22 protein-coding genes are annotated in these 20922 nt (G+C 40.2%); 17 read left to right on the top strand and 5 right to left on the bottom strand.

Features of this window, described 5'->3' with window-relative positions; all coding sequences use genetic code 11:
• Positions 1-194: 194 nt before the first annotated feature.
• On the top strand, positions 195-545 hold the full coding sequence (locus MTT09_RS07405) for a hypothetical protein (protein WP_429803390.1): 351 nt from the start codon (positions 195-197) through the stop codon (positions 543-545).
• Between the two features lie 37 nt (positions 546-582).
• On the opposite strand, the gene nth is transcribed toward MTT09_RS07405, so the two are convergent.
• Positions 583-1215, bottom strand: a complete 633-nt coding sequence (gene nth / locus MTT09_RS07400) for an endonuclease III (protein WP_103594072.1) — start codon at positions 1213-1215, stop codon at positions 583-585.
• 94 nt (positions 1216-1309) lie between these two features.
• On the opposite strand from nth, the gene MTT09_RS07395 reads away from it, so the two are divergent.
• From MTT09_RS07395 to MTT09_RS07365, 7 genes are all read left to right on the top strand, one after another.
• On the top strand, positions 1310-2128 hold the full coding sequence (locus MTT09_RS07395) for a peptidylprolyl isomerase (RefSeq protein ID WP_009294116.1): 819 nt from the start codon (positions 1310-1312) through the stop codon (positions 2126-2128).
• A gap of 15 nt (positions 2129-2143) precedes the next feature.
• Positions 2144-3208, top strand: a complete 1065-nt coding sequence (gene fbaA / locus MTT09_RS07390; RefSeq protein WP_009294115.1) for a class II fructose-bisphosphate aldolase — start codon at positions 2144-2146, stop codon at positions 3206-3208.
• Between the two features lie 4 nt (positions 3209-3212).
• Positions 3213-4526 carry a MotA/TolQ/ExbB proton channel family protein gene (locus MTT09_RS07385; protein ID WP_429803389.1) on the top strand — a complete coding sequence of 438 codons (1314 nt, stop codon included), beginning with the start codon at positions 3213-3215 and terminating at the stop codon, positions 4524-4526.
• The gene (locus MTT09_RS07380) at positions 4523-5614 is read left to right on the top strand and encodes an OmpA family protein (protein ID WP_103646839.1); all 1092 of its coding nucleotides are present in this window, start codon (positions 4523-4525) and stop codon (positions 5612-5614) included. Before MTT09_RS07385 ends, MTT09_RS07380 begins: the two co-directional genes overlap by 4 nt.
• On the top strand, positions 5607-6458 hold the full coding sequence (locus tag MTT09_RS07375) for a pyridoxal-phosphate dependent enzyme (protein WP_429803388.1): 852 nt from the start codon (positions 5607-5609) through the stop codon (positions 6456-6458). Before MTT09_RS07380 ends, MTT09_RS07375 begins: the two co-directional genes overlap by 8 nt.
• The gene (hisD, locus tag MTT09_RS07370) at positions 6455-7747 is read left to right on the top strand and encodes a histidinol dehydrogenase (RefSeq protein ID WP_429803387.1); all 1293 of its coding nucleotides are present in this window, start codon (positions 6455-6457) and stop codon (positions 7745-7747) included. Before MTT09_RS07375 ends, hisD begins: the two co-directional genes overlap by 4 nt.
• A gap of 138 nt (positions 7748-7885) precedes the next feature.
• Positions 7886-8641 (top strand): flagellin, encoded by a 756-nt coding sequence (locus MTT09_RS07365; protein WP_429803386.1) that lies wholly within the window; start codon positions 7886-7888, stop codon positions 8639-8641.
• A gap of 337 nt (positions 8642-8978) precedes the next feature.
• Here the strand turns inward: MTT09_RS07365 and rpoD are convergent, their stop codons facing one another.
• Positions 8979-10832 carry an RNA polymerase sigma factor RpoD gene (rpoD, locus tag MTT09_RS07360; protein ID WP_087580910.1) on the bottom strand — a complete coding sequence of 618 codons (1854 nt, stop codon included), beginning with the start codon at positions 10830-10832 and terminating at the stop codon, positions 8979-8981.
• Between the two features lie 150 nt (positions 10833-10982).
• On the opposite strand from rpoD, the gene MTT09_RS07355 reads away from it, so the two are divergent.
• Together MTT09_RS07355 and flgG are read left to right on the top strand one after the other, a co-directional pair.
• On the top strand, positions 10983-11792 hold the full coding sequence (locus tag MTT09_RS07355; protein WP_429803385.1) for a flagellar hook-basal body protein: 810 nt from the start codon (positions 10983-10985) through the stop codon (positions 11790-11792).
• 15 nt (positions 11793-11807) lie between these two features.
• The gene (gene flgG, locus MTT09_RS07350; RefSeq protein WP_002942100.1) at positions 11808-12596 is read left to right on the top strand and encodes a flagellar basal-body rod protein FlgG; all 789 of its coding nucleotides are present in this window, start codon (positions 11808-11810) and stop codon (positions 12594-12596) included.
• Positions 12597-12717: 121 nt separating this feature from the next.
• Here the strand turns inward: flgG and MTT09_RS07345 are convergent, their stop codons facing one another.
• The 3 genes from MTT09_RS07345 to MTT09_RS07335 form a co-directional block, all read right to left on the bottom strand.
• A complete protein-coding gene (locus tag MTT09_RS07345; protein ID WP_429803384.1) occupies positions 12718-13461 on the bottom strand; it encodes a tetratricopeptide repeat protein in 744 nt (247 codons plus the stop codon).
• 68 nt (positions 13462-13529) lie between these two features.
• Positions 13530-13970: a hypothetical protein gene (locus tag MTT09_RS07340; RefSeq protein WP_429803383.1), complete on the bottom strand. Its 441-nt coding sequence runs from the start codon at positions 13968-13970 to the stop codon at positions 13530-13532.
• A 9-nt stretch (positions 13971-13979) separates the two neighbouring features.
• Complete coding sequence (locus MTT09_RS07335) at positions 13980-14939, bottom strand: SEL1-like repeat protein (protein ID WP_429803382.1); 960 nt, start codon at positions 14937-14939, stop codon at positions 13980-13982.
• Between the two features lie 149 nt (positions 14940-15088).
• On the opposite strand from MTT09_RS07335, the gene MTT09_RS07330 reads away from it, so the two are divergent.
• The 7 genes from MTT09_RS07330 to MTT09_RS07300 all read left to right on the top strand — a co-directional run bounded on the left by MTT09_RS07330 (position 15089) and on the right by MTT09_RS07300 (position 20764).
• The gene (locus MTT09_RS07330; RefSeq protein ID WP_429803381.1) at positions 15089-15751 is read left to right on the top strand and encodes an AzlC family ABC transporter permease; all 663 of its coding nucleotides are present in this window, start codon (positions 15089-15091) and stop codon (positions 15749-15751) included.
• Positions 15748-16083: a branched-chain amino acid transporter permease gene (locus MTT09_RS07325; RefSeq protein ID WP_103607644.1), complete on the top strand. Its 336-nt coding sequence runs from the start codon at positions 15748-15750 to the stop codon at positions 16081-16083. The genes MTT09_RS07330 and MTT09_RS07325 overlap by 4 nt, the downstream gene beginning before the upstream one ends.
• 85 nt (positions 16084-16168) lie before the next feature.
• Positions 16169-17215: a type II asparaginase gene (locus tag MTT09_RS07320; RefSeq protein ID WP_087582416.1), complete on the top strand. Its 1047-nt coding sequence runs from the start codon at positions 16169-16171 to the stop codon at positions 17213-17215.
• Between the two features lie 83 nt (positions 17216-17298).
• Positions 17299-17790: a DUF1877 family protein gene (locus MTT09_RS07315; protein WP_429803380.1), complete on the top strand. Its 492-nt coding sequence runs from the start codon at positions 17299-17301 to the stop codon at positions 17788-17790.
• Positions 17791-18099: 309 nt separating this feature from the next.
• A complete protein-coding gene (locus MTT09_RS07310) occupies positions 18100-18699 on the top strand; it encodes a LysE family translocator (RefSeq protein WP_429803379.1) in 600 nt (199 codons plus the stop codon).
• 168 nt (positions 18700-18867) lie between these two features.
• On the top strand, positions 18868-19761 hold the full coding sequence (locus MTT09_RS07305; protein ID WP_429803378.1) for a DUF4299 family protein: 894 nt from the start codon (positions 18868-18870) through the stop codon (positions 19759-19761).
• 148 nt (positions 19762-19909) lie between these two features.
• Complete coding sequence (locus MTT09_RS07300) at positions 19910-20764, top strand: hypothetical protein (RefSeq protein ID WP_429803377.1); 855 nt, start codon at positions 19910-19912, stop codon at positions 20762-20764.
• Positions 20765-20922 lie beyond the last annotated feature (158 nt).

Raw genomic sequence — 20922 nt, 5'->3', positions numbered from 1 at the left:
TTTATATAGGGTTTTGCTCCGCTTATCTTAATAAGCATCTATCTTGGCTACCAAAAATCTATAAATGGTAGCTCTAGTAGCCAAACGCAAATTTATCAAATTCTATGTCGCTACCCTATTTTCTCAGCTTCTTTATTGCGTATTCTTTTTACATTTCTTATCTATAAAATTTTTGGAAGTTTTTCACAAGATCTATGAGCAAAGACGGCCTAAATAGGATGGAGTTTGAAATTTCTGAGCTTGCAAAGGCGGTTGGTTTTAATGTCATTAGCAAAGACAGAAATCCAGCTTGGAAGCCTATAAATGATAAATTTGCAAACGATATTTTAGAAGAGCTTAAAATTTATAAGCCAAATGCAAGGATAACAGCTGTGCACGCGGGCCTTGAGTGTGGTGTGCTTTTAGAGAAAAAAGCAGATCTTAGTGCATGTTCTATTGGACCAAACATCTACTCACCTCACTCTACAAGAGAGCACTGCGAAGTAGCTTCTGCGCTTTTTATAGAAAAAGTAGTTAGCGGTATCGTTAAAAAATATAACTCATAAAAAGTAAAATTTGCTAGAGATTTCTAGCAAATTTTATCTATATCACCTTGTCCTTGCTCTTGCAAAGATCGCTTAATATGCACTCAAAACAAAGCGGCTTTTTAGCCTTGCAGGTGTAGCGTCCAAAAAGCACCATCGCTTGATGAAGCTTGCCAAGATCAGTTTTAAAGGCAAGAGTTAGATCCTCTTCAGTTGCTTCTGGCGTCTTTGCGCTGCTTAAGCCAAGTCTATGTGATACCCTAAAAACATGCGTATCAACGGCCATTACGTTTGCATTTGTCGCCTCTAAAAGCACGACGTGAGCGGTCTTTTGCCCAACTCCAGCAAGGGCTTTTAGCTTCTCTTCATCAAGCGGAATTTCTCCGTTATAAAGCTCAACCACGCTGTTTGCCATCTTGATCAAATTTACGGCCTTATTATTAAAAAAGCTGCATGAGTTTATCATGAGCTTTAGACTGGCTAAATTTGCACTAGCTAGCTCAAAAACATCTTTATACGCCTCAAATAGGGCAGGTGTGATCAAATTTACCCTTTTGTCGGTGCACTGAGCTGAGAGCATGACGCAGACAAGAAGTTCATATAAATTTCTAAATTTAAGCTCGCTTTTGGCGTCTTTAAACTCTTCTAAAAGCCTCTTTTTTATCTCTAAAATATCTTTTTTTGTTCTCATTTGGCTATTTTACCTAAAATTGCAAGTTAAACGAAAAGTTACCGCATTATTTGATATAATCCTGCCCATAAAATCAATTTTTTAAAGGATTTATATGAAAAAATTTTTGTTTCCAGCAGTTTTAAGTTTAGCTGCAGCTGTCACTCTAAACGCAGCAGTAGTTGCAACAGTTGATGGCGATGCTATAAACGATAGCGATATCTCAGCACTTTTATCAGCGGCTATGCCAGGTTTTGACGCTAGCAAGCTTCAACCAAATGAGAAAAAACGTATAATCGACGATCTAATCAATAGAAAACTTCTTTTAAAAGACGCAAAAGCAACAGGCATTGAAAAAGATGTTGATTACATCAAGGCTGTAAAAGCTGCACAAGAAGGCATCGCAGTTGAGCTTTATATGAGAAAATTATTTGACGGTATAAAAGTAAGTGATAGCGATTTAAGAGATTTTTACAACAAAAACAAAGCTAGCATGAATCAACCAGCTCAAGCAAGAGCAAGACATATCTTAGTTGAAGATGAAAAAACAGCAAACGATATCATCGCTCAACTTAAAAATTTAAAAGGCGAGGCGCTAACTAAGAAATTTGCAGAATTAGCAAGCCAAAAATCAATCGATAAAGGCTCAGCAGCACACGGTGGCGAGCTTGGCTGGTTTGGTCAAAGCCAAATGGTAAAACCTTTTGCAGACGCAGCATTTTCAATGGCTAATGGCACAGTTTCAACTAAGCCAGTTAAAACTCAGTTTGGCTACCACGTTATCTTAAAAGAAGATGGCAAAGCTGCTGGCACTGTAAGCTTTGAACAAGCAAAACCAGAGATCGAGCAAGCTGTAAAAATGGAGAAATTCCAAGCTGCTGTTAGACAAAAGAGTGAAGCTCTACGCCAAAAAGCAAAGATAGAATACAAATAAAATTTGGAGGATAAAATGGGCGTTTTAGATATCGTAAAACCTGGTGTTTTAAGCGGAGATGATGTAACAAAACTTTATGCTTATGCCAAAGAGCAAGGTTTTGCAATACCTGCTGTAAATGTCGTAGGCAGCGACTCAGTAAATGCTGTTTTAGAAGCGGCAAAGGTTGCTAACTCGCCTGTTATCGTTCAGTTTAGTAATGGCGGTGCAGGTTTTTACGCTGGTAAAGCCTGCGAAAACGCAGCCGTTCTTGGTGCGATCGCTGGAGCAAAGCATGTTCATTTGCTTGCTAAGGCTTACGGCGTGCCAGTCATTTTACACACTGACCACGCTGCTAGAAAGCTTTTGCCTTGGATAGATGAGCTAGTAAAAGCAAGCCATGAGTATAAAAAAACTCACGGCGTGCCACTTTTTAGCTCTCACATGCTTGATCTTAGCGAAGAGAATATCAACGAAAATTTAAGCACGTGCGAGAAGTATCTAAAAGAGCTTAGCGAGCTTGGCATCAGCCTAGAGATCGAGCTTGGCGTCACTGGTGGCGAAGAAGATGGCGTAGATAACACAAGCGTTGATAACGCACTTCTTTACACCCAGCCAGAGGATGTCGCGCTTGCTTATGAAAGACTAAGCAAGATAAGCGATAAATTTAGCATTGCAGCTAGTTTTGGTAACGTCCATGGTGTCTATAAACCAGGCAATGTCGTGCTAAGACCAGAAATTCTTAAAAACTCACAAGCCTATGTGGCTAAGAAATTTAATACAAAAAGCGACAAGCCAGTAAATTTTGTATTTCACGGCGGTAGCGGCAGTGAGCTAAAAGATATCAAAAATGCTGTAAGCTACGGCGTTATCAAGATGAACATTGACACCGATACGCAGTGGGCTTTCTGGGACGGCGTGCGCGAGTATGAGGCCAAAAATAGAGCATACTTGCAAGGTCAGATCGGCAACCCAGAGGGCGATGATAAGCCAAATAAAAAATACTACGATCCAAGGAAATGGCTAAGAAGTGGCGAGGAGAGCATGGTTAAGCGTCTTCAGACTGCTTTTAGCGACTTAAACTGCCTAAATAGGAACTAATCCTATGCAAAATCAAAATGATTTTAGTGAGCTAAGCGTGCCAAAAGAGCGCCAAGCTCACTCTTTCTTTGTCTTTTTTAAAGTTATCTTTATCCCTTTAGCTATCTACATCTTGGCGATACTAGCGTATCTTGGCATTATAAATTTTCAGATGAAGCTTCACACCATCGTGATGATGGGAGTTATACTCTTTGTTGCTTTTATATTTTCACGCCACAGCGCTTTGGTCGCTTACTCAAATTTCTTAGCAAATGCCAAAGACTACAAGATAAGGCTAAAAGAATTTATCATCGCTCACCTTTTTGAAATTTCAAATGTCAAAAAGGCAAACGCTAAATTTGAAGATTTTTTTGAGAGCTATACAAGAAATTTTAGAAATGACAACCTAGCAAACATCGGCCAAGCAGTCTTTCCTATGCTTGGAATTTTGGGCACATTTATCAGTATCGCTATCTCTATGCCAAGCTTTAGCTCAAGCACAGCAAATGGACTTGAAAAAGAGATCGCTATACTGCTAAACGGCGTGGCTACGGCATTTTATGTATCGATATATGGCATATTTTTAGCACTTTGGTGGATGTTTTTTGAAAAGATCGGCATTAGTAAATTTGAGAGATTTTACAGCGAGCAAAAAGAGTTAAGCCGTGAGTTTTTTTGGCAGGAAAATGAGCTAAATGCAAATTTCATGAAGGCAAGTGTAGGCTACTTTAAAGATAGTCATGACGCTTTTAAAATGGTACTTGACGATAAATTTTTAAGAAATTTAAACGATCAGGTAAATGAGAAATTTAACAGCCTAAAAGAGCTTTGCGAGGTTGAAAAAAATATCATCAATCAAAGCAAGGCAGAGCTTAGTGCAAGTTTAAAAATGCTAAATGAATCTGGGCTAAAACAAGATGAATTTGTAAAAATCCACTCCGATATATTAAAGGCGGTTGGCGCGTTTTCTAATGCCTTTAAAGATATGGAGGTTAAAATTTTAACCGAGCATGCAAAGCTTGGCGAAATTTTTAGTAGAAATTTAAACGCTACAAAAGAGAGCCAGCTTAAATTTGAGCAGACTATCAAGAGTTTTGACGCCATTTTAAAAGAATTTTCTCTCTCTTTGATGAAAGAGCAAAACGAGGCATTAAAGGCATTTAGAACCTCGCTCGTGGAGAGTGCTACGATATTTAAGGCAGCGTATGAGCAAGAAGGCAGGAGCTTGGAGCGTGAAAAAGAGCGCGAGAGCCTCATCGCTGAGCTTAAGAAGAACATAGACGAGATCGATAAAGAAGCAAATTCTGTAATAGAAAAAATCGAAAATCTAGTGCAATGAAAATAGACAAAAATAACGAAGATCAATCGAGCTTTTGGGTTTCGTACGCGGACTTGATGGCGGGTCTGCTCTTTGTTTTTATGCTGCTAATCGGCGCTGTCGTCGTAAAATACGTCCTAACTCAAAACACTCTTGAAAATAAAGAGCAAGCCATCATCGCAGCACTAGCAAATTTAAAAGACGCTCAGGGCAGAAATTTTACCCTTGAAGAGCTAAATGACGCCCTAAAAAGCGAGCTTTCAAAGATAAGCGACGAAAACATAAATTTAAAAAAATCAAATGAAATTTTCGTCATCCAAATAGACGCCCTAAAAGAAAAGCTAGCCCAGCTCATAGATGAAAACAAGGACGCAAATGCGAGCATAAAAGAGCTAAATGCCAGCATTTTTGATCTAAACCAAAAGATGATCGTGCTAAATGATGAAATTTCATCAAAAGATAGAGCGCTTAGCGACGCAAATGCAAGCAGCGAGAAAAATTTAGCCAAGATCGCCTTTTTGCTCGAGCAAGTGAGCAAAAAAGAGGCAAGATATGACGAGCTCTTAAGGGATCTAAACGTCACTCGTGACAGGGTCAAAAACCTAACTGGCATAAGGGTTAAAGTGATCTCAGCCCTAAAAGATAGGCTAGGATCAAGCATCGAGATCGACCCAAACTCAGGCGCGCTAAAGCTTAGCTCATCAGTGCTTTTTGACAAGGGCAGCGCGGTCTTAAAAGAAGAGGTTAAAGAGGAACTAAAGGCCACGCTTAGTAAGTATTTTGACGTGCTTTTAAATGATAAAGAGATCGCCTCAAACATCGATCAGATCGTCATAGAGGGCTTTACGGATAGCGATGGAAGCTACATTTACAACCTAGAGCTTTCGCAAAAAAGAGCCTACGCGGTGATGGAATTTATAAATTCATTTAGTGACGACGCACGCCTTAGAAAGCTGCTTGTCGCAAGTGGCAGAAGCTACAATGAGCTAGTTTTTAAAGACGGAGCCGAGGATAAGGACGCTTCAAGGCGTATAGAGATCAAATTTTCACTCTCAAACAAAGAGGCTATCAACGAGATAGAGAAATTTTTGGAGTTTAAGGGTGATTGATAAAATTCGCTTAAGAGAGCGAGAATTTTGGCTTTTAAGAGACGATCTGCTAGGCGAGTTTAACGGCAACAAAGCAAGAAAACTGGAGTATTTTTTAAAGGCTGATCTTAGTGGCGTCAAAGCCATTGTATCTCACGGCTCAAGCCAGTCAAATGCGATGTATAGCCTAAGTCTTTTTGCCAAGCTAAAAGGGCTTAAATTTTACTACGTCGTCTCTCATCTTAGCTCAAATTTGGAGCAAGATCCAGTTGGAAATTTCAAATTTGCACTTGAAAATGGCATGGAAATTTTTGTAAAAGAGGAGCGTGAGAAATTTGCTAAAGAGCTAGCAAAGAGTAAAAATGTGCTCTTTATAAACGAGGGCGTAGCGCAGAGTGAGGCTGAACTTGGCTTTATCACGCAAGCAAATGAGATAAATGAGTGGAGCAAAAAAAGTGGCATAAGGCCTGATATCTTTTTGCCCTCAGGCACTGGCACAAGCGCATGCTACCTAGCAAAGCACACCGATCTTAGAGTCTTTACCACCCCTTGCGTAGGGGATAGCGACTATCTAAAAAAGCAAATTTACGAGCTAGATAAAGATAGCAAAGTGCAAATTTTAAATCCCCCAAAGAAGTATCATTTTGGAAATTTATACAAAGAGCTTTATGAAATTTGGCTTGAAGTGTGCAAAAGTGGCGTGGAATTTGAGCTTATTTACGACCCAGTGGGCTTTATGACGCTTTTTGCAAATTTAGACAAGCTTGGGAGCGAAATTTTATATATCCACCAGGGCGGAATTTTAGGTAACATTACACAAAAGCAAAGATATGAGAGAAAACTAAAAATAAAGGATCATAAATGAAGTTTTTACACAGCAGCGACGCTGACTTTGAGAGTAAATTTTCGCAGCTTGTTAGGCGAAGTGACAACGACATGAGTGCCGTAATGCCAGTAGTTGCAGGTATCATAGACGAGATAAGAAAAGATGGTGATAGCGCGCTTTTTGCACAGATAAGCAAATTTGATAAATTTAATGTCACAAGCAAAAATGACATAATAATCGACGTAAAAGAGATGGAAGCGGCCTACAATTCGCTAGATAACGCCCTAAGAGTGGCTCTAAATTTAGCCCACGACAGGATAAAAAGCTATCATGAGCGCACAAAACCAAGTGACTGGACCTATAAGGACGAGCACGACATCTTGCTTGGCGCAAAATACACCCCAGTTGATCGTGCTGGCCTTTATATCCCAGGCGGTAAGGCTGCATATCCTAGCTCGCTTCTCATGAATGCTATCCCAGCGATCGTGGCTGGCGTAAAAGAGATTGTTGTCTGCACTCCAGCACCAAATGGCAAGGTAAATCCTCTGCTTCTTGCTGCGATGCATCTATGTGGCATCAAAACAGCCTTTAAAATAGGCGGTGCAAGCGCGATCGCAGCGATGGCTTACGGCACAGCGACCGTGCCAAAGGTCGATGTCATCACAGGACCTGGCAATATCTACGTAGCGACTGCTAAAAAGCTAGTTTATGGCGACGTAAATATCGATATGATCGCAGGTCCAAGCGAGATAGGCGTGATAGCTGATGATAGTGCGGACCCTCGACATATAGCGATCGATCTACTCTCACAAGCCGAGCACGACGAGATCGCAAGTGCCTTTTTGATAACGCCAGTGGAGGCCTTTGCAAGGGCAGTGCAAAGACATATAGAGGACGAGCTAAAAACTCTAAAACGCGAGCCTATCGCTAGTGCTAGCATGAGAAACAAAGCTGCTATCATCGTCGCAAAAGACTTGCAAGAGTGCTTTAAACTGATGAACGAGCTTGCTGTGGAGCACCTAGAGATCGCTACAAACGATGCTTTGAGCTATATGGACGAGGTAAAACACGCTGGAGCGATATTTTTTGGACACTTCACGCCTGAAGCGATGGGCGACTACATCGCTGGACCAAACCACACCTTGCCAACTGGCGGAAGTGCGAGATTTTACTCGCCGCTTGGAGTTGAAAATTTCATGAAGCGAAGCTCTATCATCTCAGTTAGCAGAAAAGGAATCATGCACCTTGGCAAACCATGCATGCAGCTAGCCGAAGCCGAAGGACTAACAGCCCATAAAAGATCAATCGCCGTTAGGTTAGAAGATTAAAAATGAAATTTGATTTTAGAAAATTTAAAATTTTCTAAAATCTTTTTAAAAATATTTTTTGCTTTAAGAAATATTTTTGCAACTTTTTATGAAATTTATAGTAAAATCCATCACGAAACTACTAAAAAAGGAGTTGATATGAAGTTAGGAACTTATACTGCAAACCAGGCTTCAGGAAACTATTATTTAGATCAAGCTAAAAATAGCGAGAAAAAGGCGCTAAACGCCATCTCTGCAAATAGCGAGATCAAAGCATCAGGTGCAAATTTGCAAATCGCAGAGAGCTTACTTTCGCAAACAAATGTCCTAAATGAGGGCATGGCAAATGCAAACGACATGATCGGTATGCTTCAGATCGCCGACTCAACGCTTTTAAATTTAAGCGAGAGTGCGGACAAGATCGGCGAGCTATCAAGCAAGCTTTCAAACCCAGCTCTTTCAGCGAACGAGCAAAAGGGCATAAAAGGCGAGATAAATGCGCTTAAAAATGCGATGAGTGACAGCGTAAAAGAGGCTAAATTTAATGGAAAAAACGTTTTTGACGCCGAGCTTGGCTTTTTTACAGGTGAGGGCACAAAAAATATAAATTTAAGCACAAATGCTCTTTTAAATGTTAAAGAAGACGGCTCAAATTCTGGCGATATCTTGAAAAACATAAATTCACTTCGCTCAGAGATCGGCTCGACACAAAATGCTGTATTTAAGGGCATGAACGTTCTAGCTGCTAGAAGCGTAGCAAATGTTAATAGCGTAGAAAACCTTGATAGTAGCGACATTGCAAAGAGCTTGGAAGAAAATTTACAAGCAAATTTAAAGCTACATGCTGCATCTTTGGCTAAAGCTCACGACACTACGAGCTTGGCTGCAAAACTAGATAAACTTCTAGGTGAATAAATTTTTACCGGTCTTGTGCCGGTAAAACTCTCTTTTTTTTATTTCTACTTTTTTACCTTATAAAACATATTTATAAATTGGAATTTTATACTTTTTGGGCGTAGATGCTATAAATTTTTCAAAGAGAAAGTCCTTTAAATGGTATAGACGCTAATAATTTACCAAAAGAAAAGCTGTCTAAACAAGAGTATATACACCAAAATAGGGCAAAACGCTATACAAAAACATTAAATTTTACTTGTATCTTTTGGTGCTTTGGTTGCGAAAATAACTTAATTATAGACTAGAATATAAATTTAAAGAGTTTAGATGTAGATGCCCAAAAGGGCAGGGCTTGTTAGCCCTCGATGTAGTTTTTAAGTTTCCTACCAACTTTTGGGTGTTTTAGTTTCTTGATAGCTGAGCTTTCTATCTGGCGGACGCGTTCACGAGTGACGTTTAGCGCCTTGCCGATCTCTTCAAGTGTTCGGTCACTCTCATCTTCAAGCAAGCCAAATCTCATCGAAATAACCGCTTTTTCGCGCTCATTTAGCTGTGAAAGCACATCGTCGATCTGCTCTCTGAGGTCACTTTTTAAAATTTGATCTATCGGTGATAGTGAAGTTTTGTCTTCAACAAAATCTCCAAATTTACCGTCTTCTTCGTTTGCGATCGGAGCTTCAAGGCTGATAGGCTCTTTTGTGATCTTGATCACCTGTTTTACCTTATCAACACTTAGTCCGACCTCTTTTGCGATGACGCTTACGTCAGGCTCTTTTCCCTCTTCTTGGAGGTATTTGCGGTTGATTTTGTTGATACGATTGATCGTCTCTATCATGTGGATAGGTATCCTAATCGTCCTTGCCTGATCAGCGATCGCGCGCGAGATAGCCTGGCGGATCCACCATGTGGCGTAGGTTGAAAATTTATAGCCTTTTCTATATTCAAATTTATCAACCGCCTTCATAAGACCGATGTTGCCCTCTTGGATGAGATCAAGAAATGGCAAGCCCCTGTTTGTATAGCGTTTTGCGATACTTACGACTAGACGGAGATTTGACTTAGCCATTCTAGCTTTTGCTTCGTCTGAAATTTTCTTTCCGCGTTTGATCTGCTCTAAAATTTCTTTTAGTCTTGCTGGCTCAAGGTCAAAACCTTGTTTGCTCGCCTCTTTTGTCGTAAAAAGCTTTTTGATCTCGACGTAGGTTGAGACCATCGTAGCCTCTGGCACGCGGGCTGCGATCTCTTCTTTGCTAAGCTTGATGATATCTTTTAAGATGCTTTTGTGATTTTTCTTTAGTTCGTCGCTAAACATCGGCAAGCGATACTCCAAGCGCTTTAGCTCTCTATCAAATTCATCGTCGCTTTTTAGCGCTGTCTCCATTGATTTTACGATCTCGCTGATTAGCTTACTTGTTGGACCAAGATCCATCAACTTCTCTTTTAAAATTTTCTTTTTAAACGCAAGCGTCATCTTTGAAGCTGTGTCGTCGCTTTCAACCTTATCTTGTTTATTTGCTGTCTTTAGCCACTCTTTTTTAGCCTTTTCAAGGGCTTTAAAGCTCTCTATGACTTTTTCTGCACGCTTGTCATTTTTGGCTGATTTTTTAGGAGTTTCGTTCTCTTCGTTCTCCTCGTCCTCTTCGTCTATATCCTCTTCGCCATCTTCATTTTCATTTTCGCTCTCGTCTTCAAAGCTTTTAAAAAGCTCTTTTACACGGCGCTCTCTGTTGATAAGTGGTTCTTTGTAATCAAGTATGAAATCGATCAAAAATGGCACAGAGCAAAATGCGTCGATGATGATATCTTCACCAAGCTCGATCCTCTTGCTGATCTCGACCTCTTCTTCTTTTGTAAGAAGTGCGATCTGACCCATCTCTCTTAGATACATCCTTACTGGACTATCTGATCTTGACCACTCTAAAAGATCGCTTTCACCTGAAAGATCGAGGTCCTCGTCGATATCTTGGTCACTTTTTTGAGCATTTTCTTGACGTTTTTTAGCATCGGCTAAATTTCTAAGCTTTGCAGCTTCAGCAGATGTGATGAGCTGGACTTTGTTTGTTTTTGCTAGTTGTTCTATCTTTTTTACTACCGTAGCCGTCGGAGCTTTGTCTAATAATTTTACTAATTTTTCGTATGTCAAAAAGCCTTTTGCATTTTCAACAAAAAGCTCTTCTATCTGAGAAAAAGAGTCTTTTGCGGCGCTCATAAATTTCCTTTCAAATCGTGTGATTGTGATTTAAGTGTTGGTTAAAAGAAAGTGGATTATACCCAAAATTTTTTAAAAGTGTATAAAAAGAAAGTTGGAACGATGATTGCTTAGTAATTTTAAAAAATCAAATTTTGATTAGGAAAATTTATGCAAAATGGTTATTATCAAGCCACTGCTGGCATGGTAACGCAGTTTAACAGACTAAATGTCATCTCAAACAATCTTGCAAATGTAAATACGATCGGCTACAAGCGAAACGACGTAGTTATCGGCGACTTTGCGAGAATTTTTAAAGAGACGCAAGATGAGCTTCCGCTTAAAAATCACACAAAAGACGGAGCTAAATTTCTAAATAGAACGCTTGATCGTGTGCCACAAGTGAGCGAAGAATACACCGACTTTAGCGCTGGTGGCTTTAAATACAGCTCAAACACGCTTGACTTTGCGATAAAAAGAGACGATGCTTTTTTCTTAGTCGATACTCCAAATGGCGTAAAACTAAGCAAAAATGGCTCTTTTAGCCTTGACGCGGACGGCTACATCGTCACAAAAGAGGGTTACAGGGTGCTGCCAAGTGGCTATGAAGTGCAAAATCCAGGTCAAAGAGGCATCCAAGTGCCACAAGGCGAGGTTTTGACGGTTGATAAAAATGGAAATTTATACTCAAATAACAATCAATTTTCTAAATTTTACATCGCTCAGCCAAGAGAGATAAGGGATCTAAAAAAGGTCGGCGACAATCTCTTTGAGAGTAGAAATTTTGACGATATAACCGAGCTTGACGAGGCTGACAGCGTGATGCAAGGCTACGCTCAAATGTCAAATGTAAATCCAGTCTTAGAAATGGTGGGTCTAATAGAAACCCAGCGCTTAGTTGATATGTATCAAAAGGTTATGACAAGCCACATGACTGACCTTAACCAAGATGCTGTTCAAAAACTAGCCCTAAAAGCTTAATAAAAGGATAAAGCTATGATGAGATCACTTTACACTGCGGCTACTGGCATGATCGCCGAGCAGACGCAGATAGACGTAACCTCACACAACATCGCAAACGTAAATACCTATGGATATAAGAAAAATAGAGCTGAATTTGCTGACCTTATGTATCAAGTCATGGAGTACGCAGGCACGGCTACTAGCCAAACTACTACAAGCCCGACAGGCATCGAAGTAGGCCTTGGCGTGCGTCCAACAGCGATAAATAAAATTTTCTCTCAGGGCTATTTTAAAGAGACTAGCAACAACCTAGATATGGTCATAGCTGGCAACGGCTTTTTTCAAATTCAACTCCCAGATGGCACGACTGCATACACCAGAAACGGCGCATTTAAGCTTGATGCAAACGGCACGATCGTAAATAGCGACGGCTACCAGCTCATCCCGCAGATCACTGTCCCTGCAAACGCGACGCAAATTTCAATAGGCACAGATGGCACCGTCTCAGTTTTGCAGGCTGGCGAAACCGACATGGCTCAGATAGGTCAGATCGAGCTAGCAAATTTCATAAATCCAGCCGGTCTTCACTCGATGGGCGATAACAACTACCTTCAAACAAGCGCTAGCGGCGATGTGGTGGTAGGTGTAGCAGGCCTTGACGGACTTGGCACCATTAGACAAGGCTTTGTCGAGATGAGTAACGTGCAGCTAGTTGAAGAGATGACTGATCTTATCACCGGTCAGCGTGCATACGAGGCAAACTCAAAGGCGATAACTACGAGTGATTCGATGTTAGAGATAGTAAATGGACTTAAAAGGTAGGTGATATGGACGCGACTTTGGCTATTGTTGGACTTATACTCGTTGCTTTTACGCTTGATGTTTTTTACTTTTCACATAAGACCCCAAAGGGCAAGGGTCCCAAAAGTCAGGTACATTAAATTTATAGAGCATTGTAAATTTGGCAGTCTTCGTCGTTGCCTAGCTCGCAGGACTTGCCAAAGTACTTTTTGGCTAAATTTTTATCGCCTTTTGCTTCAAAATAAATAACTCCAAGGTTGTGGCAACCATCGCCAAAGTCCATTTCGCAAGCTTTTGTGAAGAGTTTGCTAGCTCTTTTTTGATCTTTTTCTACGTATTTTCCGCTATGAAGCATCATGCCAAGGCTATTGCAGCCAGCGGCATGACCCAGATCGCAGCTCTTTTCAAAGAGCTCTTTTGCCTTTTTGGCGTCTTGTGCTACGCCATTTCCGTCATAGTATAAAAGCCCAAGTCCGTAGTATCCGTCGCCATCTTTTAGCTCGCAAGCTCTTAAAAATAGCTCTTTTGACTTTTGATAGTTTTTATCTAGCGTATAGACAAAGCCAAGTCTAGCGCAGCCAAAGCCGTCGTTTAGCTCGCAGCCCTTTTGGTAAAATTTGGCTGCATTTTTGTTATTTACATCTTTTATGTAGTCCATGTCGTATAGCACGCCTACGCTACTGCAAGCGCCTGCGTGTTTTAGCTCGCAAGCTTTTTTGTAAAACTCGCCCGCTTTTTGGTAGTTTTTGCTCTCCTCAAATTTATTACCAAGCTCAAAGCAGCTTTTGGCATCTTTGTTTTCGCACCGAGACTCAAGCTCTTTATGTTCTAAATTTGCGCCCCACAAAAGCACCGCAGAGGTTAAAAATAAAACGACCTTTTTCATTGCCAGCCCTTTTAAAAAATTTAAATAAGTTTAGATAAAAACCTTTAAATTTATAGTAAATATCAAATTTAATACCCAAGCTTATCTAATAAATTTCTCATATCACAGCCCTTTTTAAAGCCTAGCCCGCATGATCTTTGAAAGTAGCTTTTAGCAGTCGTTTTGTCCTCTTTTTTGCCGTTATCTAAAAGCGCGTAGTTTAAAAATCTTGCATATCTATTTAATATGATAGTTTGATTAAGCTCGCTACTCACGTCGTTGTAACCATTTATATAGATGAGCGCAGTGCTGTAGCAACCCTCTTTCATATCATTTTCGCAAGCTAGTAAAAATATCTTTTGTAGCTTTTTAAAATCTTTATCATCGCTTGAAGAGTTATAAATTTTTACAGCGGCCTTGTAACAGTTCGTTAAATTTGCTCTTATATCGCCCTCGCTTTGGCATATCTCGTCTAAATTTTTTGCATTTAAAAGCATAATGAAGGATAAAAACAAAATCAAATTTTTCATAAATGCTCTTTAGTGAAAATCTCTAACTATCTCGCAAGCCTCTTTAAGGCCTAGTTTGCAAGCTTTTTTAAGCTCTTTTTTTGCCAACTTTTTATCCTTTTTTGTGCCTATGCCATGATAGTAAAAGTATGCAAGATGTTTGCACCCACTTGCGCTATCTAGCCTGCACGCTTTGTTGTAGTATCTAAACGCCACTTCATCGTCTTTTTCTATGCCAAGTGCGTCGTCGTAAAGGCTGGCTAGGTTATTACAAGCATCGGCAAAGTCAAGCTTGCAAGCTTTAAAATAGAGCTTGTTAGCCTTTTCATATTCTTTTTGCTCTTGATATAAGCTCGCTAGGTTGTAGCAAGAGATGCTAAAGTCGCTATCGCAAGCCTTTTTGTAAAGCTTTATCGCTTCTTTGTAGTCGCGCTTTACGCCAGGGGTGTTGTGGTATAAAACGGCTAGGTTGTAGCACCCTTCATAGAAATTTTGCTCGCAAACTTCTTTGTAAATTTTAGCAGCCTTTTTGTAGTCTCTTTTTACGCCGCCGCCGTTATTGTATAAAACTGCGATGTTAAAACAGCTTTGAACAAGCGTGAGATCGCAACCCTTTTTAAAAGCATCTAAAGCCATTTTGTATTCTTTTAACTCTTTATACTCAACGCCAAGGTTGTGACAGGCAAATTTATTGCTCTCATCGCAAGCTTTGTTAAGAATTTCTAGTGATTTTGTCGCGTCTTTTTTTACGCCAAGTCCGCTTTTGTAAAACTCAGCCAGATATATGCATGCGTCTAAATTTTTAACCTCGCACTCACTTTTGTAAATTCCAAATAGCCTTTTATACTCATCATCGCTGTATCTGCGGCTAAAATCAATGCAGTTATCCTCGATATTACAGCTATTTGCTTGAGGGATTTTTATCTTTGGATTTGTTGTTAGAGCTATTAAATTTAGTGTTAAAAATATTAGTAAAACTATCTTTTTCATAGGAATTTTCTTTATAAATTTTGTTGTTATTTTATAAAATTTAGTTTTAAAATGCGAGCAAGCAGTTAAATTTATAAAAGCAAAAACGCCTCTTTAAATTTAAATTTTTAAATTTTTGCTAATATTTTGGCTTTTTATGAAGGTAAAATTTGACATTTAACTACGTTTTTAAACTATCCATTCCTATCTTTATGGGCTTTTTTCCGCTTGGTGTCGCCTTTGGCATTTTGGCTAAAAGCATGGGCATTAGCGCATTTATCGCTGTGGCGCTTAGCATGCTTGGATATGGCGGAGCAGCGCAGTTTATGATGCTCTCGCTCTTTAGTGTTGGCACGAGCTACGTTGAGGTCTTTATCGTGAGCTATCTTGTAAATTTGCGCCACACTTTTTATGGGATTTCACTTTTAAAAGAGTATAGCGAGATCAAATTTAGGCTTTTAAACATCGCTTTGCTAACAGATGAGACCTTTGCGATATTTAAAAATTTAGGGCTAAAAGATGCAAGTGATCGAAGTTTTGTCTTTACCTGGCTAAATCTTTTATCTTGGTCATACTGGGCGGCTGGAACGCTACTTGGTGCGATACTTGGCGATTTTATAAAGACCGATACAAGGGGACTTGAGTTTAGTTTGACCTCGCTTTTTATAGTAGTCGTCATCGAGATGTTTAAAAATGATAAAAACTACCGCGTGCTCTTTGCGGCAGTCTTTTTTGGCGTGCTTGGAGTGAGCCTCTTTCCAGCTAAATTTGTGCTTGTTGGCTCGATGGCGCTTTGTTTTGTATTTTTGCTTTTGTTTAAGGATAAAATTTGATAAGTGTAAGTTCAAGCGAGATGGTGCTTTTTGTGGCGGTGCTTTTAAGCGCCTTGGCTACTTTTATAACGAGGGCAACGCCGTTTTATGCGTTAAGAAACTATAAGCCAAACCCTTATTTAGACGCCATTGAAAAGCACATGGGTATGATGATAATGGTCGTTTTGGTCTGCTACGGGCTAAAAGATACGAAATTTAGCGAGTTTCCATACGGCTTAAGCGAGATAGCGGCGGTTTTTACGGCTATTTTGGTGCATTTGAAATTTAAAAACGCCCTTCTTAGCATAGTCGTTTCGACTGGAATTTATATGCTTTTGATAAGAATTTTTTAAATAAATATAAATTTTAAAAATTAATAAATTTTTTAAATATATGACGTTATAATGCTCTAGCAAATTTTAATGCAAAGGAGCTAAAATGCGTTTAATCTTTAAGGCGGTGTTACTCATGATTTTAGGTGCTACTTTAGCGGTTGCTAAGCCAACCATCTACATCCTAGCCACTGGTGGAACGATAGCAGGAAGCGGCTCAGGTTCGCTTGATTCAAGCTATACTTCTGGAACTGTTACGGTCGATAAACTAATAGCAGCCGTGCCAGATATCAACAAGATCGCTACCATAAAAGGCGAGCAAATTTCAAATATCGGCTCACAAGATATGAACAATGAAGTTTGGCTTAAGCTTGCAAATAGAATAAATGAGCTTCTAAACAGCGGCAAAGCTGATGGTATCGTCGTTACTCACGGCACAGACACTATGGAGGAGACAGCTTACTTTCTAAATTTAGTCGTTAAAAGCGACAAGCCAGTTGTGCTTGTAGGTGCGATGAGAAATAGCGGCTCACTAAGCGCTGATGGCCCGCTAAATTTATTTAACGCTGTAAATGTAGCTATCAGCAAAGATAGCGTAGGCAAGGGCGTTGTAGTTGTTATGAATGATGAAATTCACGCGGCTCGTGAGGTGACAAAAACTAACACTACAGGCGTTGATACATTTAAATCACCAAACAGCGGCAAAATAGGCACAGTCTTTTATGGCAACGTAAAATACTATATGAACCCGATCAGAAAACACACAGCAAGCTCAGCATTTGACCTAACTGGCGTAAAAGAGCTTCCAAGGGTTGATATCATCTACTCTCACGCAAATGACAATCCTGACTTTGTAAATGTAGCTGTAAAAAACGGCGCAAAAGGTATCGTTAGCGCTGGTCTTGGCAACGGCAACCCTTACTTTAGCGTGCTGGAGGCTCTTGGCGAGGCTTCAAAAGCTGGCGTAGTGGTAGTTCGTGACTCACGCGTGGGAAGCGGCGAGACAACTATGAACGGCGAAGTCGATGACGCAAAATACGGCTTTTTAACATGCGACAACCTAAACGCTCAAAAAGCTAGAGTGCTTTTGATGCTTGCTCTTACAAAAACAAGCGACAAAGCTAAAATTCAAGAGTTTTTCTTAACTCACTAAGCTTAAATTCTCGTGGCGGAACTATTAAATTTATAGCTCCGCCCTCTCTTTTTTCAAATTCAAATTAAATTTAAGGCTCTAAAATGGGGATCAGCGCGCACTACTACGCCTACTCGCAAGATGATATAGAAAAGATCAAAAATGGCGGTGGCGGCGAGCTTTTGGACGAATACGACATGGATAATTTGTGGGACGCGATGTGTAAAATGCTAACTGGTAGAAATTTCAAGCAGAGGCTTAAGACTGGCGATATTTTTAACTCAAATGAGCCTTTTAGCTGGGCTATTTTTGGGCGTAGTGTGCTAAACGAAGAGCTAAGTGAGATGATTTCTTATGCTAACGCTTCGGATGTAAAAGAGGTGGCTGAGACGTTGAAAAATGTTGATATTAGTGCACTTTTAGCAAAGATAAATTTAAAAGAATTTGCTAGTTCAAACACTTATCCTGACATTTTTGGGCGGCAGAGCGAATTTGAAGATATAAGGGCGAGTTTAAAAGAGCACTTTACTGGGCTTTTAAATTTTTACCAAAATGCCGCTAGCAATGGGCTTGGTGTGATAATAGTAATAGGCTAAATTTATAAATGAAGCGTGAGTTATTTTGCTCTAAATTTAGCCAGTTTTTGTGGTAATTAAATTTATGGAGTGCCTTTATAGCAAAAGCAAAATTTATGTAAAAACATACTTGATAAATTTGCCATCTAGCCTACGAAACACATATAAAATCGCCCTTGTTTTAGCACTAAATTTATTAAATTTATATCCCTAGCGCCAAAAGCCAAATTTCTCACAACTAAAAGCAAGCTAAATTTGCTAATAAAGCGCTCTTTTATCATAAATTTATAGATTTTGATTTAGCATTTGACTAAAATTTCAAGGCCTCTCATGAATTTCTTGCTATTTTTTATCACCCTTGCGCCCATCTCGATGATGCCAGGTATCAACATGACTTATGCGATGAGCGTTGGCATGAGCTTTGGCTACAAACACTCGTTTTTCGTGATGGCTGGACAGCTTTTAGCGATCGCTTTTGTCTCGTTTAGCTGTATGCTTGGCGTGGGAGCGGTGCTGCATCATTTTGAGTACGCATTTAAGGCGCTAAATATCATTGCAGGCCTTTATATGCTCTATCTTGGCGTGATGCTCTTTTTTGGCAAGGGCGAGCTTAGCATCACAAACGTCTCAAATTTGCCAAGCAAAAAGCAGATGTTTATAAATGGCCTCATCGTTAGCGTCTCAAACCCAAAGGCGTGGATATTTTTCTCAGCCTTGCTACCTACATTTTTGGACAAAGACGATCCTTTTAGCCTCGCTCGCATGTGCGTTATCACCGTAACGCTTGTTTTTATCGAGTTTTTAGCGCTAAATATCTACGCACTTGGCGGAGCTATGCTAAAGAAATTTTTACAAACGCACCTAAGGCTACTTGAAATTTGCACCGCCATCATCGTCTGCACGATCGGTGTGCTTTTACTTTTTAGATAAATTTATCCCATTTTTTACCTGATTTGGCTAAAATTTGCCCAGTTTGCACTACCAAATGCGCAGTTTATCTTGCGCGAAATAGCACCAAAAAGGCAGCATGGATATCTTGTCCGAGTGGGTAAGAGAGTGCGATCAGGTGATGACATTTTAGAGCAAAAAGGAGAATTTATGAGTTTGACATTTAGTGTAAAAAATAAAAAGAAGCTACTTGGCGGATACGCAAAGGCGCTAAGCGAGCGTGAAATTTCAGCTCTTGTTGAGGGGCTTTTCTTTTTTAACAGCGAGCAAGAGGAGCCAAGCGCAAATGAGCTGGGTGCTGACGTGATGATAGCAGGTGTGTGGCAAAAGAGCGTTCGTGGCTTTGAGCTAAACTACGAAGATGGCGAGTATATCGTGCGCGTTTATACTCCAAGTGGCGTTGGCGACTGGCAGATCGCACTTGAGCTACTCTCAAAGCTCTCAGCCCAAACTGGCTCAAAAATAGAGTGCGACAACGAAAAAATTTATGATAGTGAGCAAATTTTAAAATTTGACTACGAAACTGACATTATGTGGGGGCTTGAAGCGTTAAAAGATATAAAAGAGAAAAATCAAACGCTTTATATCTCTGGCGTGGAGCGAGACGTGGCGTTTGACGCGGTTATGGTAGATGAAATCTTTGCAAGTGCCAGCCCTGCGGCTAAATTTGATGAGATGATGAGGCAGGTGCAGTATCTTGACGCATACAGCGCAAGAGAGCACCTCTATCAAGACAAAGACGGCAAAGAAATTTTTGGCACATATACGCTTAGCGAAAATTTGCCGACCATCTTGCCTTATGCTCCATCTCCGTCGTGGCAGGCGCAAGAGGCGCTTGGAGATCGCAAGGTCTCGCGCTGGGTGCTTACGCTAGTTGTGGGCGTGGATGATAGTGACGCTCACGTGCTTGATGAGTGCGAATATGGAGCTTTCATGGCAAATTTACCAAAAGAGAAATACCATTTCATCGACGCTGCAAACGTGCTTGTTGAGCCACTTAGTGAAGATGAGATGAAAGAAATTTTGCAAAAGGCAAAGGCTTAAATTTATTAAACCCTAAAAATGTAAATTCACCTCAGGCTTGCTTAAAATTTAAGCCAGTTTAAGCGCATTTTTAAGCTCATAAAAGCCAGAATTTTACTGACTATGCCGCTTTTTTGAGTATGATACGCATGGTTTAAAAAGGATAAAAATGAAAATTTTAAAGGCTATCTTAGCGGCGGCATCGGCGATTTGCTTTCTAAACTCGGCCGTTTTACCGCAAAGCGACTGGAGTAAAAAGGATCTAAAAGGCGAGGTCAAAAGCATGACGGCTACGGAGCACGAATACTCTACGGACGGCTCTGGCACGCTAGAAAACACACGCGTAAAACGAACGGAGTTTAACGAAAACGGCTATATACTGCAAGAAACCGAGCATATAAACGGTGTGCCAAACAGCTCGGTTTTGTTTGAGTACGGCAAAGACGGGCTAATACGCAAAAAATATCAAGATAGCGCCGTTTATCTCTACGAATACGAATTTGACGGCGAAAATTTAGTCGCAACAGCCAAAGAAAAGTATGTCGAGGATAGATTTTACCCCCGAACGGAGAAAACCACCTACGGCAAGGACGGCAAAATGATCGCTCGGGCTGTGTATTCGGGCAGGGAACTAGTGATAGACGATAGCTACGTCTACGACGAAAAGGGCGTTTTAACGCGGATAGAAGATAATATGGAGCCGCGGCACGGCATAGAGATAAGCTTCGAGCGCAAGCCAAACGGCGAATACGAAAAAATCACGCAAACTCCGAACTCAAAATGGGTCTATTACTACGCAGCAAACGGCGATGAAATGGAGTATATGTCGGTAAATTACTTCGGCTCCGAGGCAAAAATCTGGCAAATTTTGCAGTTTAAAGACATAATGAGGGACGAACGGGGAAATTTGACGCATAAAACTTCAGTCAAATTTAAGCCCGCGGACAAATACTACGAAAATGGCGATATAACGGAAATCGGACTATATAAAAAGCTAGAAATTAGTTATGAATACTACGAATAAAATAACCGCTCTTAAATTTACAATCCTGCTGGCGGAGGCTAGCTGGCTTGATAAAACTGAGCATCGACATTAAACAGCTAAACTAGGCGGTGCATATTTTTATTTTTGCTTTTTAGACATTTTGCCGCCAAATTTAGTAAGACTTAAATTCTTAGCTC

The sequence above is a fragment of the Campylobacter concisus genome (assembly GCF_050447505.1).
In the GTDB taxonomy this organism is placed as follows: Bacteria; Campylobacterota; Campylobacteria; order Campylobacterales; family Campylobacteraceae; genus Campylobacter_A; species Campylobacter_A concisus_BP.
This window is presented reverse-complemented; position numbering and strand designations above follow the sequence as displayed.

Excerpts from the sequence above, each read along its gene's own strand:
- MTT09_RS07320 (WP_087582416.1), top strand. The coding sequence starts at position 16,169 with ATGCGTTTAATCTTTAAGGCGGTGTTACTCATGATTTTAGGTGCTACT.
- MTT09_RS07310 (WP_429803379.1), top strand. The coding sequence starts at position 18,100 with ATGAATTTCTTGCTATTTTTTATCACCCTTGCGCCCATCTCGATGATG.
- MTT09_RS07345 (WP_429803384.1), bottom strand. The coding sequence starts at position 13,461 with ATGAAAAAGGTCGTTTTATTTTTAACCTCTGCGGTGCTTTTGTGGGGC.
- MTT09_RS07395 (WP_009294116.1), top strand. The coding sequence starts at position 1,310 with ATGAAAAAATTTTTGTTTCCAGCAGTTTTAAGTTTAGCTGCAGCTGTC.
- MTT09_RS07340 (WP_429803383.1), bottom strand. The coding sequence starts at position 13,970 with ATGAAAAATTTGATTTTGTTTTTATCCTTCATTATGCTTTTAAATGCA.
- rpoD (WP_087580910.1), bottom strand. The coding sequence starts at position 10,832 with ATGAGCGCCGCAAAAGACTCTTTTTCTCAGATAGAAGAGCTTTTTGTT.
- MTT09_RS07405 (WP_429803390.1), top strand. The coding sequence starts at position 195 with ATGAGCAAAGACGGCCTAAATAGGATGGAGTTTGAAATTTCTGAGCTT.
- hisD (WP_429803387.1), top strand. The coding sequence starts at position 6,455 with ATGAAGTTTTTACACAGCAGCGACGCTGACTTTGAGAGTAAATTTTCG.
- MTT09_RS07380 (WP_103646839.1), top strand. The coding sequence starts at position 4,523 with ATGAAAATAGACAAAAATAACGAAGATCAATCGAGCTTTTGGGTTTCG.
- fbaA (WP_009294115.1), top strand. The coding sequence starts at position 2,144 with ATGGGCGTTTTAGATATCGTAAAACCTGGTGTTTTAAGCGGAGATGAT.
- MTT09_RS07365 (WP_429803386.1), top strand. The coding sequence starts at position 7,886 with ATGAAGTTAGGAACTTATACTGCAAACCAGGCTTCAGGAAACTATTAT.
- nth (WP_103594072.1), bottom strand. The coding sequence starts at position 1,215 with ATGAGAACAAAAAAAGATATTTTAGAGATAAAAAAGAGGCTTTTAGAA.
- MTT09_RS07385 (WP_429803389.1), top strand. The coding sequence starts at position 3,213 with ATGCAAAATCAAAATGATTTTAGTGAGCTAAGCGTGCCAAAAGAGCGC.
- MTT09_RS07315 (WP_429803380.1), top strand. The coding sequence starts at position 17,299 with ATGGGGATCAGCGCGCACTACTACGCCTACTCGCAAGATGATATAGAA.
- MTT09_RS07300 (WP_429803377.1), top strand. The coding sequence starts at position 19,910 with ATGAAAATTTTAAAGGCTATCTTAGCGGCGGCATCGGCGATTTGCTTT.
- flgG (WP_002942100.1), top strand. The coding sequence starts at position 11,808 with ATGATGAGATCACTTTACACTGCGGCTACTGGCATGATCGCCGAGCAG.
- MTT09_RS07305 (WP_429803378.1), top strand. The coding sequence starts at position 18,868 with ATGAGTTTGACATTTAGTGTAAAAAATAAAAAGAAGCTACTTGGCGGA.
- MTT09_RS07335 (WP_429803382.1), bottom strand. The coding sequence starts at position 14,939 with ATGAAAAAGATAGTTTTACTAATATTTTTAACACTAAATTTAATAGCT.
- MTT09_RS07355 (WP_429803385.1), top strand. The coding sequence starts at position 10,983 with ATGCAAAATGGTTATTATCAAGCCACTGCTGGCATGGTAACGCAGTTT.